The sequence below is a fragment of the Belliella filtrata genome, from assembly GCF_022549775.1.
Classification (GTDB): domain Bacteria; phylum Bacteroidota; class Bacteroidia; order Cytophagales; family Cyclobacteriaceae; genus Belliella; species Belliella filtrata.
Genome location: NZ_JAKZGP010000045.1, coordinates 1 through 15,057 on the forward strand (window position 1 = coordinate 1; position 15,057 = coordinate 15,057).

General features: G+C 39.9%; 10 protein-coding genes. 4 read left to right on the top strand and 6 right to left on the bottom strand.

Annotated elements, in window-relative coordinates; all coding sequences use genetic code 11:
* The first annotated feature begins 276 nt into the window (after positions 1-276).
* Both MM239_RS15025 and MM239_RS15030 read left to right on the top strand, forming a co-directional pair.
* Complete coding sequence (locus MM239_RS15025; RefSeq protein WP_241349074.1) at positions 277-3,087, top strand: YCF48-related protein; 2,811 nt, start codon at positions 277-279, stop codon at positions 3,085-3,087.
* A 219-nt stretch (positions 3,088-3,306) separates the two neighbouring features.
* On the top strand, positions 3,307-4,551 hold the full coding sequence (locus MM239_RS15030; RefSeq protein WP_241349075.1) for a cystathionine gamma-synthase family protein: 1,245 nt from the start codon (positions 3,307-3,309) through the stop codon (positions 4,549-4,551).
* A gap of 10 nt (positions 4,552-4,561) precedes the next feature.
* On the opposite strand, the gene MM239_RS15035 is transcribed toward MM239_RS15030, so the two are convergent.
* The 6 genes from MM239_RS15035 to MM239_RS15060 all read right to left on the bottom strand — a co-directional run bounded on the left by MM239_RS15035 (position 4,562) and on the right by MM239_RS15060 (position 13,471).
* Positions 4,562-5,959, bottom strand: a complete 1,398-nt coding sequence (locus tag MM239_RS15035) for an MltF family protein (RefSeq protein WP_241349076.1) — start codon at positions 5,957-5,959, stop codon at positions 4,562-4,564.
* 176 nt (positions 5,960-6,135) lie between these two features.
* On the bottom strand, positions 6,136-7,470 hold the full coding sequence (locus tag MM239_RS15040) for a TolC family protein (RefSeq protein WP_241349077.1): 1,335 nt from the start codon (positions 7,468-7,470) through the stop codon (positions 6,136-6,138).
* Complete coding sequence (locus MM239_RS15045) at positions 7,470-10,532, bottom strand: efflux RND transporter permease subunit (RefSeq protein ID WP_241349078.1); 3,063 nt, start codon at positions 10,530-10,532, stop codon at positions 7,470-7,472. The genes MM239_RS15040 and MM239_RS15045 overlap by 1 nt, the downstream gene beginning before the upstream one ends.
* Positions 10,533-10,537: 5 nt before the next feature.
* Positions 10,538-11,623: an efflux RND transporter periplasmic adaptor subunit gene (locus MM239_RS15050; protein ID WP_241349079.1), complete on the bottom strand. Its 1,086-nt coding sequence runs from the start codon at positions 11,621-11,623 to the stop codon at positions 10,538-10,540.
* Positions 11,623-12,450 carry an alpha/beta fold hydrolase gene (locus MM239_RS15055; RefSeq protein WP_241349109.1) on the bottom strand — a complete coding sequence of 276 codons (828 nt, stop codon included), beginning with the start codon at positions 12,448-12,450 and terminating at the stop codon, positions 11,623-11,625. The genes MM239_RS15050 and MM239_RS15055 overlap by 1 nt, the downstream gene beginning before the upstream one ends.
* Before the next feature lie 598 nt (positions 12,451-13,048).
* On the bottom strand, positions 13,049-13,471 hold the full coding sequence (locus MM239_RS15060) for a VOC family protein (RefSeq protein WP_241349080.1): 423 nt from the start codon (positions 13,469-13,471) through the stop codon (positions 13,049-13,051).
* A 63-nt stretch (positions 13,472-13,534) separates the two neighbouring features.
* Here MM239_RS15060 and MM239_RS15065 point away from each other — a divergent pair, with 63 nt between their 5' ends.
* Positions 13,535-14,446: a patatin-like phospholipase family protein gene (locus MM239_RS15065; RefSeq protein WP_241349081.1), complete on the top strand. Its 912-nt coding sequence runs from the start codon at positions 13,535-13,537 to the stop codon at positions 14,444-14,446.
* A complete protein-coding gene (locus MM239_RS15070; protein ID WP_241349082.1) occupies positions 14,433-15,053 on the top strand; it encodes a class I SAM-dependent methyltransferase in 621 nt (206 codons plus the stop codon). The genes MM239_RS15065 and MM239_RS15070 overlap by 14 nt, the downstream gene beginning before the upstream one ends.
* Positions 15,054-15,057 lie beyond the last annotated feature (4 nt).

Below are 15,057 nucleotides of genomic sequence, written 5' to 3' on the forward strand. Positions count from 1 at the left end.
TGGATAAACCAACTTTAAAGCTGATTTTCGTACATTAACATACAAATACGCGTCAATACGCTACAAAGGAGCACAAGACTCCAAATATTTGAATATTGGTCAGTAAATAATGTACCTGAGTAGTTACGGATGAAAAAATCATTTCTTAAAACCTTATATGCAGTTTGTCCATACTTAAGTAAAATCTTGAAAAATAGCTAACTCAATCAACTCAGAAAGTGTTCATTATATGCTCAATAATTCTAATTTTGTACTGATTCATCGACCTCATTGACTATGGCGAAAGTTTTACTTTTGACGATTTGTTTGCTTAGCGTCACCTATTCTCTTCAATCCCAAACTTGGAGAAGAGTGGGTGGGTGGGGAAATGAATTCACTGGAATCACATGGGTAAATGATGAAGTAGGCTTCGTCTCTGGAGACAGGATCATCTTGAAAACTGTAGACGGTGGGTTAAGTTGGATCGAACAAGAGGCTCCTGATGATGTCATCATGTATGGGGTAGACTTTTTCAATCAGAATATTGGGCTTATGGTCGGGGAAAATGGGATTGTTTATAAAACAACAAACGCTGGAAGTACCTGGACACGCATAAAAATTAATACATCAACCACCCTGAAAAAAGTTAAATTTGTAAACCAGAACCGAGCTTTTGCTGTAGGAGACAATGGTCAATTGTATCGGTCCACCAATGCCGGAGACTCATGGGCAAGACAAGATGTAGGTACTACAGCAAACCTTTCTAGTATTTATTTTGCTACGTTGGACACAGGCTACATCTCATTACAAGACGGACGGATACTACGTACGTCTAATCAAGGGAACAATTGGACTTTTCTCAATACACAAAATACGCAGCCTTTGAATGATGTCTATTTCACAAACGCTTCGAATGGATATGCTGTTGGAAATAGGGGTACCATTCTTAAAACCACTAATGCAGGAACCTCTTGGACGGTCATAAACTCTGGAACAGAAAGAGATCTTTTAGCTGTGTATTTCAATAAAACCAACACGAATCTTGGCGTGGTAGTTGGGCAATCCGCCACGCTATTGCGTACCACCAACGCTGGGCTCACTTTTGACGGGATCAATGTGAGCAATACACAGACCTATAGAGATATCAGCTTTAGAGGTAATTCAAACATGGTATTTGCAATTGGTACTAGTGGTCACATGCTTGCGTCTACCAATTCTGGTGGATCATGGACCTTGAGGCTATCGGGTAACAATGCGGACTATGTAGCTGCACAGTTTCGCACAGAAAACTTAGGGTACTTCGTAGGCCCTGAGGGCAAAATATTCTCAACAAGCAATGGAGGAAATAGCATCGTAGATCGTTCTAGACCATTATCCATTGACTTTCGCAACCTTTACTTTATCACAAATGCACTCGGATTTGTTGTAGGTGATCAAGGAACTGTACTCAGAACCAGCAATTCAGGTGGCAACTGGTCATCGTTGAACACCAACACCACTACCAACCTTCGAGGACTCTACTTTGCAAACAACAACCTCGGCTATGTCGTCGGCGAGGGTGGGTTCATCAGCAAAACAGAAAATAACGGAGTCAATTGGCAAGAAGTAGAAGCAAGCAATACGATTGTCAACTTGAACCAAATAGTGTTTTTTGAAAATTCAATTGGCATTGTGGTCGGCGAAGGTGGGCACATTAGTAGAACTGAAGACGGTCAAACTTGGACTGCAATCACTTCTCCTTCTACAACTGACCTTGTAGACCTAACCAAACTTGATGAAAACAGTGCTATAGCTATCGGAAAGCAAGGCACTATTATTAAGACTGAAGACCAAGGCCTGACTTGGAAAATTATTCAAACTTCCTTTCAGGTTGATTTTACTGGAGTTGATTTTTTGGATGAGTCTGTAGGATTTGTAACTGGAGCAAAGGGCTTGATTTTAAAAACCATGGATAGCGGCGAAACTTGGGTACAAAATGCTACAGGAACATTCCAAAACTTTACAGATGTAAGCTTTGGATCATTGAGTATAGGCTATGCTGTAGGTGACCAAGGTACCCTTTTCCAATACAGCTGTGCTGTACCAGACACCCCAACCTTAATCTTTGGTGAAAGTAACATTTGTATCAGTCAACAAATATACACCGTCCAAAACACCAATGTACTGGGAGAAACTTTTGAATGGAGGGTAGACGGAGGTACCATCCTTGAAGGGCAAGGGACAAATCGAATTGTTGTCAATTGGGATATCCCAGGTAGAAATGCCGTGCTGGTAAGAGGACAAAATTCATGTGGAAATGGTGGTACCAGAGGCCTTGAGGTACTTGTGTCTGTACAACCGCAACTTTTACCTGAGATTAGCGGAGAAGGTGCTGTTTGTCTTGGTAGCATTATCTCATACGAAGTCCCAAACATCCCTGGCACTGACTACGTTTGGGTAGCTTCAGGTGGACTAATCAGGGAAGGACAAGGAACTTCAAAAGTCAATGTAGAATGGACAAGCACCGGAGATCGAAGTATCCAAGTAAGCCCAAGAAACCCATGTGGAAATGCTTCCGCAACTATCAAACCAATATCCGTGCAAAGCCCTCCAGAGCAACCTGAAGAAATCATAGGCTCTGAATTTGTGGGACTTGTGGAAGAGGAGTATGAGGTTGCATTGACTCAAGGCGTAAATTACACTTGGGCGATAAGCAATTCAGGAGGAACAATCATCTCCGGGCAAGGAACACATCAAGTTCGAGTCAGGTGGCAACGTGAAGGTGACTTCAACCTGACTGCCACTCCTATGAATGCCTGCAATACAGGCACTGCAGCAACATTGAAAGTCAATGTCAATTTGATCACCAATATATCCGAAGAAAAAGCTCAAAATATCGCCATCAAAATATATCCAAACCCTTCAAAAGGTGACATTAAGATAAGCACCAGCGGACTAGGCACCATCAGAGGAATAAGTCTGATCAATAGCTTAGGACAAGTTATCAAGGACTTAAGCCCAAATGAAGGAGATTTTGACTTTGCAGTAAAGGATCTTCCAAGAGGTGTGTATACCATCACTATAAAAACCAGAGACAAAGAATACTTCAGAAAACTGATTATTCAATGATACTCTTGAACATATCAAGTTCAGTATTTTCTTTTCTCCACTTTCCCTCGCAATCACCTCTTCGAAATAATATTCTGAAAATAATTAAATTACTGATTATTTTTCCTATTTTCAGAATTATATAAATTTTTAATAGTATTTTTCAAAATAATATTTTGACACCATGCTAGGTTTTTGATAAACTTTTTAGCTGATTTGTGGCGTAAATCCAGCATAACTATGAATAATAGATCATTCCATCCGGAGAGCTTGATGATGACTCATGGGTACAAACCAGAGCTGTCAGAAGGAGCCATTAAATGTCCCATTTTTCAAACCTCTACCTTCGTCTTCAAATCAGCAGAAGAAGGCAAGGCCTTTTTTGAAGTAGCTTATGGCCAAAGAGAAAAGGAGCCCAATGAAGAACTCGGACTAATATACAGCAGGTTGAACAACCCTGACTTACAAATACTAGAAGAGAGACTTTGCCTTTGGGATGAGGCAGATGAATGTGCAGTATTTGAGAGTGGTATGTCTGCCATCTCGACTGTCATGCTAGAGTTTTTGAGACCAGGCGACATCATGCTTTATAGCAAGCCTGTCTATGGAGGTACAGATCATTTTATCAACAAAGTACTCCCTCAATATGGCATCAAAGGAATAGGTTTTACCAGTGAGCAGACGAAAGAAGAAATATTGGACTTGGTGAAAAAAGACAAAGGCAATATAAAGCTTATCTATGTAGAGACTCCTGCGAACCCAACCAATGCGCTTTTTGATCTAGAGCTTTGTAGAGATGTTGCTGACTCCATTTCTACCGATGATCAAGATGTCGTGGTATGTGTAGACAATACCTACATGGGGCCATTGTGGCAACATCCACTAAAGCACGGTGCTGATCTGATCGTATATTCTGCGACAAAATACATTGGAGGGCATTCTGACCTGATAGCTGGAGCCGTATTGGGTAAGTCGAAATACATGACTAGAGTAAGAACTTTGAGAACATTTCTGGGCAATATGGCAGGCCCCTGGACAGGCTGGCTCCTGATGAGAAGCTTGGAAACACTCAAAGTAAGAATGACTCAGCAAGCCACCAATACTGTAGAGGTTGCAAAGTATTTGCAGACTCACCCAAAAGTAGAAAAGGTATATTATCTTGGAAATCTGGAGGCAGGAAGTAGGCAGCATGACATTTTCAAAAAACAACTCAAATGTGCAGGTGCGATGATATCCTTCGATATCAAAGGAGGTGAAAAAGAAGCCTTCAAATTCCTAAACAGCCTAAAGTTGATGAAATTAGCTGTGTCACTTGGAAGCACAGAGTCTTTGGCAGAGCATCCAGCTACGATGACGCATAGCGATGTATCTTTAGAAGATAGAGAATTGCTTGGTATCTCGGAGAGGCTGGTGAGGCTTTCTATAGGCGTAGAACATTTCCAAGATATCATCTGGGATATAGAGCAAGCTTTAGAACAAGTCTGATTCAAAAGATCTACGGCTCAATGAGTACTCGATAGGAATTATACAATATCAGTATATCTTCTACATAAGTGACCGCAACATGGCCTTTGGCATATCCACTTTTTACAATAGGGTCTCGATAGTATTCAGGATCTGTTTTCAGCTTTAGAAAATGGCTTACTTGATCCCAGTGTTGTGGATTTCTACCATACTTCAATGTCAACCTCCAGGCGTCTTCTACATGGCCATGTCCTATGTTGTAAGACGCCAGGATGAACTTAATTCTTTCATTGGATTCAGGTATTCTTTCTCTCCAAAATTTATCTAAGTACTCTAAAAAATTAACTCCTCCCATTAGACTTTGATAGGGATCATTTGGATCTGCTACGCCAAATCTATCCAAAGTGACAGGCATCAGTTGCAGCAAGCCACTTGCTCCAGCATAAGAGGTAGCTTCAGCATCAAACCCAGACTCTTTATACACCAAAGAGGCCAACAATCGCCAATCCCAACCCAACTTGTCTGCTGCCTTTTTGATGATATCATCATATGCAGAAATTTTATTGCCCCCCAAAGAAGAGAATGCGCTATTACTGCGGTAATAGCTGTTTTTGGAATTTAAGAAATATTTAGCATATAAAGTGGCCAGATAGCCAGACTTGGTACGCTTGAAAATCCAATCGTTGATTGCAGACTCTAAAAGTGGAGCATTGGTCCTAACCACCCAAGATACTGGAGATTTTTCACTGATTTCCACCCCGACATTCAAATCGTTGTAATAGGTGGCATTCACCAGAGCCAAATCTTTATCAGCTACTGTATAATCGATTTCACCTTTTACTACTTTTGATATCAACTCTTCCCGGCTTTCAGGAATCTCTAGAATATTAATATGAAATGTACTGTCTTGATTGAAATGATTGAGCTGGTCTTTGTATATAGAACCTTGGGGAATATGAACAGACTTCTGGTTCAAATCTGAAAAATCAGTAACTGAAGCACCTTGCTTTCTTTGAATTAGCACCGTACTCATCTCACCGAGTGGCAAAGTAAATTTAGCATAAAGTTTCCTTTGCTCAGTTTGCTCCAGATTCATCGCAATGATATCAGCTTGACCTTTATTGAGCAAATAAAATGCTTCTTCAATATCAGATTTCACGATCAAATGAAGCCTGACTCCTAAGTTAGCCGCCAGATTCCGCAAAAGTTCAAATTCATAGCCCATTCTTCTACCTCTGTAGATATAATAGCTTGTAGAAGAATTGTCAACAATTGCCCGAATATACCCTCTTTTGGTGATCTCATCCAAGTCAAGAAGTGTGGGATTTTCCCAATAAGGAACTTCCTTCTCCTTTTGAAAAAAGGTACACTGTACCCCAAACAAAAGGAGAATAAAACATAAAGCAATGATTTGGGTAATTCTTTTCATAAACTATAAATGCTCGATTTGATACTCAAAATCACGCATCAAGCAACAGTTTTAGCAAATAATATACCAAAATCAAAACTCAAAAATAAGTAAGTCCCTGAAAGTAAACAAAAAAGCTCTTGTAACTTGTACACAAGAGCTTTCTCTCTAAACTAAATATCCAAAGGATTGATCAGTTATTCGAAACGCTCATCCACATTTCTAAAGTAAATTTTCCCTGACAACCTCAACAGTTCTATTTCACTCTCTTTGATGTTATACAATGAAGAAATCAATCGATCTTCAGCTGTCAGGAGGTTAACCTGAGCATCCCTGAATTCAAGATAATTCGCGATCCCAAGCCTAAATCTTTCGAGTGCAATTTCAGCATTTTCTACCGCTACTTCATAATTTTTCTCCTCTATATCAAGAAGTTGATTACTTATTTGGTAGGCATTATAAGCCCTGTAAATATCGGAAGTCATTTGAATCTCAAACTGCTGCATCGCAAGCTCTGCATTATTACGCTGGACTTTGGCACTTTGAATTCTTCTATTAAGTACAAATCCATTAAAAATATTCAAGGATACATTTCCTCCAAGGTTAAACCCTTCTCTTTGGTTTTTCAAAAGAAAACCAGCTTCTGAGTTCAAGGTATTGTTGACATAGGCACCACTCAAATTTATAGAAGGTAGTCGCTGTAATTGAGTTTCTCTCAACTGAAGAAATGCAACATTTTCCTGCCTTTGGGCTACGAGAAACTGCTTATTGTGCATGTATGCATTCTCCACCAAGTCCTCAAGTCTCAAATCTTCTGATATCACAATAGTATCTTTGACAAAGAAATCTTGCTCTGGTCCTATTCCTAATAGTTCATTAAGATTGATCCTAGCCGCTTTGATCACTTGATCTTGATTCACACGAAGAGAAAGATCAGAATTGTAATCAACTTGGGCTGTTAGAAAATCCCTACGACCAGCCCCACCAAGTTCATAACGCGCCTCAGCAATATCCAGCCTGTTTTTCGAAAACTCTAATGTCTTCTCCAAAACCTTTTGTCTCTGCAGCTCCAATACTAATCTGTAGTAAGCCGTAGATATCGCAGCCACAGTATTCTCCACAGCCACTTTGGAGTCTAGTTCACTGATTTCTGCTAGCTTGCCTAGTCTCCTCATTGTCACTACAGCTTCTGGATTGAAGCCATATATGGCAGTTACCGTGAAGTTTTCAGTATCGGATTCTGCCCCTCGAATTTCGTTAGGCTCTGGCGAATTGACAAACTGCTGCTCTACATCTTCCACACTGTAATTTAGCGCATAAACTGCATCTACTTGAGGCATAAATGCCGTACCAAAGCCTATTTTTTTATCATAGTTGGCAAGTAAAACGTTATTGATAGCGATCTTAACATCAAAATTCTTCTCTAAGCCAATCATAATGGCCTTTTCCAAATTGAGCTGCTCTTCCTCCTGTGCATTTGCTATGAAAGCCCCCTGTATAAGCAACAGGAGTATTAATATATTTTTCTTCATTACACTCTTGCTAATCTTCCTTGTTTGGATGTAAGGTATGTATAAATCGCTGGGATGATGAATAAGGTGAGAATAGTAGAGAAGACCAAGCCACCTACTACTGCCACTCCCATAGGTACCCTTCCTTCTGAACCAGCTCCTAGCGCCAAAGCGATAGGGAGTATTCCCAATATAGTAGACAAACTCGTCATCAAGATTGGCCTAAATCTCGCACTTGAAGCATCCAAGATCGCTTCTTCTACGGAAAGCCCTTGTGCCTTTCTTTGATTGGCAAACTCTACTATCAAGATGCCATTTTTGGTCACCAAGCCTATCAACATAATGATTCCAATCTGACTGAATATATTCAAAGTGAAATCAAATAACCATAGCGAAGCCAATGCACCAAATAGTGCCAAAGGTACAGTGAACATGATCGTCAATGGATCCAAGAAGCTTTCAAACTGTGCAGATAGCACCAGGTAAATCAAAACCAAAGCAAAGATAAAAGCGAAAATCAAGCTATTTGAACTCTCCCGATACTCTTTAGAAAGTCCAGCTACATCCGTGCTGAATGATTCGTCCAAGACTTCTCCTGCGATTCTATCCATTTCTTCTAAGCCCGTACCAATGGTGTAGCCAGGAGCCAAGTTAGCCGATACAGTCGCACTGACAAATCTATTGAACCTGTACAACTGCGGTGGTGTACTTCTCTCATTGATCCTTACCAAATTATCCAATTGTACCAAACTTCCATTTTCAGCCCTTACATATAGTGTTCTCAGGTTAATTGGCTCATTCCTATCTCTTAGCTGCATCTCACCTACCACTTGGTATTGCTTCCCATTCATGATAAAATAGGCAAATCGCTGACCCGAATAAGAAAGCTGCAAAGTCCTTGCAATTTCTTGTACAGATACGCCAATATTTCTGGCCTTTTCTCTATCGATTTCTACTTCGATCTCGGGCTTGGTAAACTTCAAGTTAATATCAGTAAAGCTAAAAACACTGCTTTCATTTGCTTTATTCATAAACTCAGGAATCACTTCCTTCAGCTTGTCCAAGGTAGGCGCTTGTAGCACATACTGGACAGGAAGCCCTGCCCTCCTATCACCTATAGAAGGCGGTTGTGTAGCAAATGCCCTCACAGCTGTAAACCTCTGTAGCTTCTGATTCACCTCATCATAAATCTCCTGTTGGCTTCTCTTTCGATCGGCAGCATCAGTCAAAATGAGTCTCAAAAACCCTGAATTTGTACTTGCAGTACCAAAGCCTGGTGAAGTAACTGAAATGGTACCAGAAAGCTCATCGGCTTCAATTGAAGCTTGAAATTCTTGCGTCATTTCATCCAAAACCCTGTCCATGTACTCGAAAGTAGCTCCTTCTGGGCCACTGAGATTGATTCTCATTTCTCCCCTATCTTCTATGGGAGAAAGTTCCGTAGGGATAATGTTAAATAAGCCATAAATACCCAATCCTGTCAGAATAATCACGATAAACGCTATCCATTTGGCTTTCATAAAACCCTGAAGCAAATAGAAATATTTATCATTGAGCCATACAAAAACGGGCTCTGTCTTTCTGTGAATCCAATTTTGTTTTTCTCTACGTTTCAGGAGTTTTGAGCTTAGCATAGGTGTCATTGTCAATGCTACAAATGAAGATATAATAACAGCACCAGCCACTACAACACCAAACTCCCTAAACAATCGACCTGTAGTTCCAGTCAAGAAAATTACTGGTAAAAAAACTGCCGCTAGTGCTACAGTAGTTGCGATTACGGCAAAGAAAATTTCTTCAGCACCCTTTTCTGCTGCCGTATCTGGATTTTCACCTTTTTCTATTCTAGAATAGATGTTTTCCAATACCACGATAGCATCATCCACAACCAGACCAATGGAAAGCACAATACCTAAAAGCGTCAATACATTGATAGAAAAATCCATCAAGTACATCAGGAAAAATACTCCAATCAAGGAAATTGGAATCGTCAAAACAGGAATGAAAGTAGTCCTCCAATCCCTCAAGAATAGGAAGATAATCAATACTACCAGAATAAATGCAGTGATAATCGTCTCTTGAACTTCAGAGATCGAAGAACGGATAAAACTAGTGGAATCAAAGCCTATATCCAGGGATACATCTTCTGGAAGATCCTTTTCGATAAATTCCAACCTTCTATAGAATTCATCAACAATCTCAATATTATTAGACCCTGGCAAGGGAATAAGCACCACTCCTACCATAGGAATACCGTCACGCTTAAGTACGGTCCGCTCATTTAAAGCTGCCAGCTCTGCCTTACCCACATCTTGAAATCTCACAATATTATTCTGATCCTCTTTGATGATGAGGTCATTGAATTCCTGTGGGGTGCTAAGTCTACTTTTGGTTCGCACAGAGAGTTCTATAGCAGCCCCTTCAATTCTTCCTGAAGGAAGCTCAACGTTTTCACTTTGCACCTTATTCAATACATCCAAAGGAGTGACTCCATAAGATGCCATCCTCAAAGGATCCATTCGCAGACGAATCGCATATTGCTTTTCTCCCCAAATCTGAACTGTACTTACTCCCGGTATGGTCTGCAATCTTTCTTTGAAAACATTGTTTGCCAAATCCGAAAGCTCCAGCAAGTTCCTCTTGTTACTTTGAACATTCAAAAACACAATAGGTTGAGAGTCAGTATCTGCTTTCGAAACTACAGGAGGATCTGCGTCAGGAGGCAGGTTTCGCTGTGCACCAGCTACTTTGTCCCTCACATCATTAGCCGCTGCTTCTAGGTCACCTCCCACATCGAATTCGACAACTATATTACTGGTTCCATCATTGGATGTCGAAGTTAGGGATTTGATCCCTGCGATACCGTTGATTGCCTCTTCAAGTGGTTCGGTGATCTGTGCCTCTATTACATCAGCGTTGGCACCGACGTAAGTAGTCCTTACGTTGATCACAGGTGGGTCCACACTTGGAAACTCCCTTACACCTAAAAAACTAATACCTATAATCCCAAACAAAAGAATTGTCAGGGACATCACTATGGCCAATACAGGCCTCCTGATACTAATGGTTGATAAACTTGCCATTCAATTTATTTGGTTTTGGTAACCTCAAGCGGTGAACCCGTTCTTACTTGCAAGATTCCGGTAGTCAGTACCAAATCCCCTTCTTTGAGACCATCTACAATATGTACTTGACTGTCTGTTCTTGTCCCTATACTCACTATACGCTCTTCAGCTTGATTTTCAGCATTGGCCACATATACTTTGTAACCACTTAGCTCTGGAATGACTGACTCTGCTGGCACAAGCAAGGCATTCTCCTCTATACCAAGGGTGTATCGAATCCTCACAAACATCCCTGGAAGAAAAACCCTGTCTTTGTTCTGACTCTCTGCCCTCAACCTCAATGTCCGGGTAGCTGCATCTATAGTAGGTTCGTATGCATAAACAGTCCCCTCTCTCTCCACACCACTTCCATCATTAGAGAAAATTATTTTTGAGCCCAGTTTCACTTGGTTAGAATATCTTTCAGGAATCGAAAACTCGATCTTAATTGGGTCGATATTCACGATACTTGCAATAACGTCAGAAGTACCTATTACTGATCCTTCGGAAATCTGTCTCAAACCTAATACCCCATCAAATGGCGCACGGATTATCGTCTTGTTCAGTTGCGCTTCGACCAATCTCAAATCAGCCAAGTTGGTATTGAACTGATTGAGTGACACATCATATTCTTCTTGACTAATTGCCTCTTTTGCCAAAAGCTGTTTTTGCCTATTTTCTTGACTTTCGTACAATTTCTTGGTATAGTCTAAGCGATCGAATTGCGCTTTTAGCTCATCGTCATTCAGGTAAAGTAAAGGAGATCCCTTCTTTACAAACTCACCTTCCTTGAAAGTAATCCTGTCCACAAGACCAGAAATCTCGGCACGTAAATTAACTGTCTCATTGGGAATAATCGCGCCCGTGATATTCAGGTTATTCTCTAACCTTTGAGGCTTGACTTCGATTACATTGACAGGAATAGGCTTACCAGGACCTTGTGGTGCTTGTGTACCAGGCGCGCTCCCCTCTTCCTTCCCCATCATCATATCTATTCTTGGATAAATAAAAATAATTGCAACAACTGCTATAATTGCAACAATCAAAATAGTTTTGGTTTGTCTTTTCATTAGGAATGATCCACTATTGATTTACTATACTGCTTATAATTTTTTAGCCAACTCAAGGTAAGCTCATTGAAAATCTCTGGCTGTTCCACATTTACGACATGCCCACAAGACTTGATAACTTGCAAAAAGGCTTGCTTGTGCCCTGCCACTATCTTTCGGACTGATTCTAAAAACATAATATCCTCCTCCCCCATCACATAGAATGTCGGAATATTCAAGTCCTTCTCTTTGAAGAAGCGAAGTAAAGGGTTAATATCTTTAGTGAGCTTAAACCACCTGATAAATTCCTTTTGACATAATCGTTTAGCTTCTCGGATAAACAAATTTCTGGATTCAGCATGATGATTTAGTGGCATAATGATAAAGGCAAATAACCTGTATAACCACATGTAAGGAAGAATACTTTTGAAAGTGTTACCTAATACAACCAGAAGCCTTGAGGTGAAATTTAGCTTAGTGACAGCACCAGCCATGATCAGGCTTTTTACCCGATGTGGTTCCATTTCGGCAAGTTGTCTAGCTAGAATTGTCCCTAATGAAACCCCCATAAAATGAGCAGGCGGAAGGTTTAAATGATTTAATACTTCAATAATATCCTTCGTGACATTAGGAAATGTATATTTCTCATTCCACAAATTACGGAAAGAATTTACCGACCTGCCGTGTCCTCTAAGGTCAATGAGTAGCAAGTTGTAATGCTCCTTGAATTCCCTGATTTGCTTATACCAAATCGATGAAGAGCCACCAGCTCCATGGATAAAAACTATCCATTCAGAATGGTTTTCTTGGGTATAGGTTTTGTAATATAACAGCTCTTTTTTGGTCATCATGGTGGTATAACCCCAAACGGGGAAACAAAGTTACCAAGTGCAAAATTAAATTTAATTAATCCCATTAAAAATCAATTAAGATATAGGTGGCAACTCAAAGCCATCAGTGGTTTGTCATGTATTTCGTGACCTTAACTCAAAAAACTTTATGAAAGCTCTCTAGACTAAAGAATTCATTTATACTCCTCGATATATCTCACTGGTTCCTTTTTTGAGAAAAAAACAAATTATCCAAAAACAAAATAACCAAAGCAACCGCTACACCGAAACACAACCCAGAACAAAACTTCACAAGATCAGGATCTATCCTTGACTGTTCAGGAATTTTGATAAAACTAACAAAGCAGGCAGTTATCATCAAGACACTTGAAAAGAATAAATAGTTGATTTTCTTCATAGCTTAATCATCTTAGTATGAGCTGAAATTTGACCAAACTATCTCAAGTTCCCAAATCAGCAAACTTGGAAATACGATAATTTGCCAGTAATATAAATTCATTGAGAAAATCAATCAATAACAAAGTTAAGATAAATCGAAGTTTTCAATATGTTACTGATAAAGTTGCGAATACACATATCAGCTAGTATCAAAAACCTACTTTGCAAATATCTGACTGGGATCTTGAAAAGACTTAAACTCTAAGGCATTACCAGCAGGATCTAAGAAAAACATGGTGGCTTGCTCCCCCACTTCACCTTGGAATCTGATATATGGCTCTATAATAAAATCAATGGCATTCTCCTTGAGTTTGTCTGCCAGCTCGTGCCATTCAGCCCAAGGCAAAATCGCTCCGAAATGCCTTACGGGTACATACTTACCATCCACTTGATTGGCATGAGCTTGTGCCAATTCCTCTGGCTTGACATGCGCTGAAAGTTGGTGTCCAAAAAAATTGAAGTCTATCCACTTGTCTGTACTCCTACCAATCTCGCATCCCAAGAGATCTCCATAAAACTTTCTTGTCTCTTCAATATCATTTATTGGAAAAGCGAGGTGAAATGGTTTAAATTGCTCCATAATTAAGATCTTTATTCCCAAAAGTACCAATATCAATGTGGACTTTCAAAATCATTTTTAATCATGGGTAAAAAAACCGTCTCTTTGGTTCTATCAAGTGGTGGCGCTAGAGGAATGGCACATATTGGTGTCATTGAAGCTTTAGAAGAGGCCGGCTATGAGATAGTTTCTATATCAGGAAGCTCGGCAGGAGCTTTGGTGGGAGGGATTTATGCCACAGGTTTTCTTCCTGTCTTCAAAGATTGGATTTGTAACCTGGATAGAATTGATGTTTTTTCCCTCATGGACTTTACATTATCAACCAAAGGATTCATCAAAGGTGAAAAAGTCTTTTTAGCCTTAAAAAAACTAATAGAAGATTGTAAAATTGAGGAGCTAAAAATTCCATTCAACTGTACAGCAGTAGAAATTCCACAAGGAAAAGAGAAAATCTTTGATAAAGGCATGCTCTTCGATGCGATAAGGGCATCTGTTTCGATACCCACTGTACTCACCCCCGCAAGGATCAAAGATAGAGAGTATGTCGACGGAGGAATCCTCAATCCACTTCCATTATCCCTTTTGCCAAAAAAGAAAAGAGGAGAAATCATCATTGCAATCGACCTCAATGGCCCCAAAGAAGCATTTGTTGAAGTGGTGGTAGCTCCTAGTCCGAAAAAAGAAACAGACAGCCTAATCAAAGTACCAAGGTGGGTAAAAGATTACAAAGATAAATTTGCCAAATATTTTGAATCAGATGCTAAAGTGGAGAAATATAAAGGCATGAGTTCTCTAGAACTTCTCAATTATTCATTTGACATCCTTCAAGATAAGCTGACATCGGTAATTTTAGAAAGGCACAAAGTAGATGTTTTAGTTTCCATCGCACGAACCCAAGCCGGAACACTGGAATTTCACAGAGCGGCAGAACTGGCAGAGATTGGGAAAAAGAAAATGCAAGACGCACTCAATGAATTTGAAAATGGAAATCAATAAACTCAACGAGCTACTTGGCAACATTGACATTTACCTGCTAGATCAAATACTGAAGGGAAGATTTTCCAAAGAAATGAAAATCTTGGACGCAGGATGTGGAGAAGGAAGAAACTGTATTTATTTTCTAAATCAAAATTATCAAATCTTCGGTGTAGATTCCAACCCAATTGCTATTCAAATGGCTCGAATTTATGCCCAAACGATCAACCCGTCTTTTGATGTTCAGAGATTTCAAGTAGCTACAGTTCAAGACATGCCTTTTCACAAGGGAGCTTTCGATGTTGTGATCAGTTCAGCGGTATTACACTTTGCGAAAAGTGAAGGCCAATTTTTCGACATGCTTGATGAAATGATGCGTGTATTGAAACCAGGGGGAATATTTTTCTTAAGAATGGCCACGAGCTATGGAGGCATTCTTGAGAATTCTCCACAACTCGGTGCGGGCGTATATCTACTTCCAGATGATAGTGAGCGATTTATCCTTACGCCTAATTTGATCGAGAAACTGACCAAAAAACACCATTTGGGAAATCTAGAATCTCCCAAAAGTGTGCTGGTCCATGATCAAAGAGCAATGGGGGTTTTCGTCTGGAAAAAACTAGACTAATTCC

Bases quoted from the DNA above. Each gene is read 5' to 3' on its own strand.
- MM239_RS15025 (WP_241349074.1), top strand. From the start codon at position 277: ATGGCGAAAGTTTTACTTTTGACGATTTGTTTGCTTAGCGTCACCTAT.
- MM239_RS15055 (WP_241349109.1), bottom strand. From the start codon at position 12,450: ATGACCAAAAAAGAGCTGTTATATTACAAAACCTATACCCAAGAAAAC.
- MM239_RS15065 (WP_241349081.1), top strand. From the start codon at position 13,535: ATGGGTAAAAAAACCGTCTCTTTGGTTCTATCAAGTGGTGGCGCTAGA.
- MM239_RS15070 (WP_241349082.1), top strand. From the start codon at position 14,433: ATGGAAATCAATAAACTCAACGAGCTACTTGGCAACATTGACATTTAC.
- MM239_RS15030 (WP_241349075.1), top strand. From the start codon at position 3,307: ATGAATAATAGATCATTCCATCCGGAGAGCTTGATGATGACTCATGGG.
- MM239_RS15050 (WP_241349079.1), bottom strand. From the start codon at position 11,623: ATGAAAAGACAAACCAAAACTATTTTGATTGTTGCAATTATAGCAGTT.
- MM239_RS15040 (WP_241349077.1), bottom strand. From the start codon at position 7,470: ATGAAGAAAAATATATTAATACTCCTGTTGCTTATACAGGGGGCTTTC.
- MM239_RS15035 (WP_241349076.1), bottom strand. From the start codon at position 5,959: ATGAAAAGAATTACCCAAATCATTGCTTTATGTTTTATTCTCCTTTTG.
- MM239_RS15045 (WP_241349078.1), bottom strand. From the start codon at position 10,532: ATGGCAAGTTTATCAACCATTAGTATCAGGAGGCCTGTATTGGCCATA.
- MM239_RS15060 (WP_241349080.1), bottom strand. From the start codon at position 13,471: ATGGAGCAATTTAAACCATTTCACCTCGCTTTTCCAATAAATGATATT.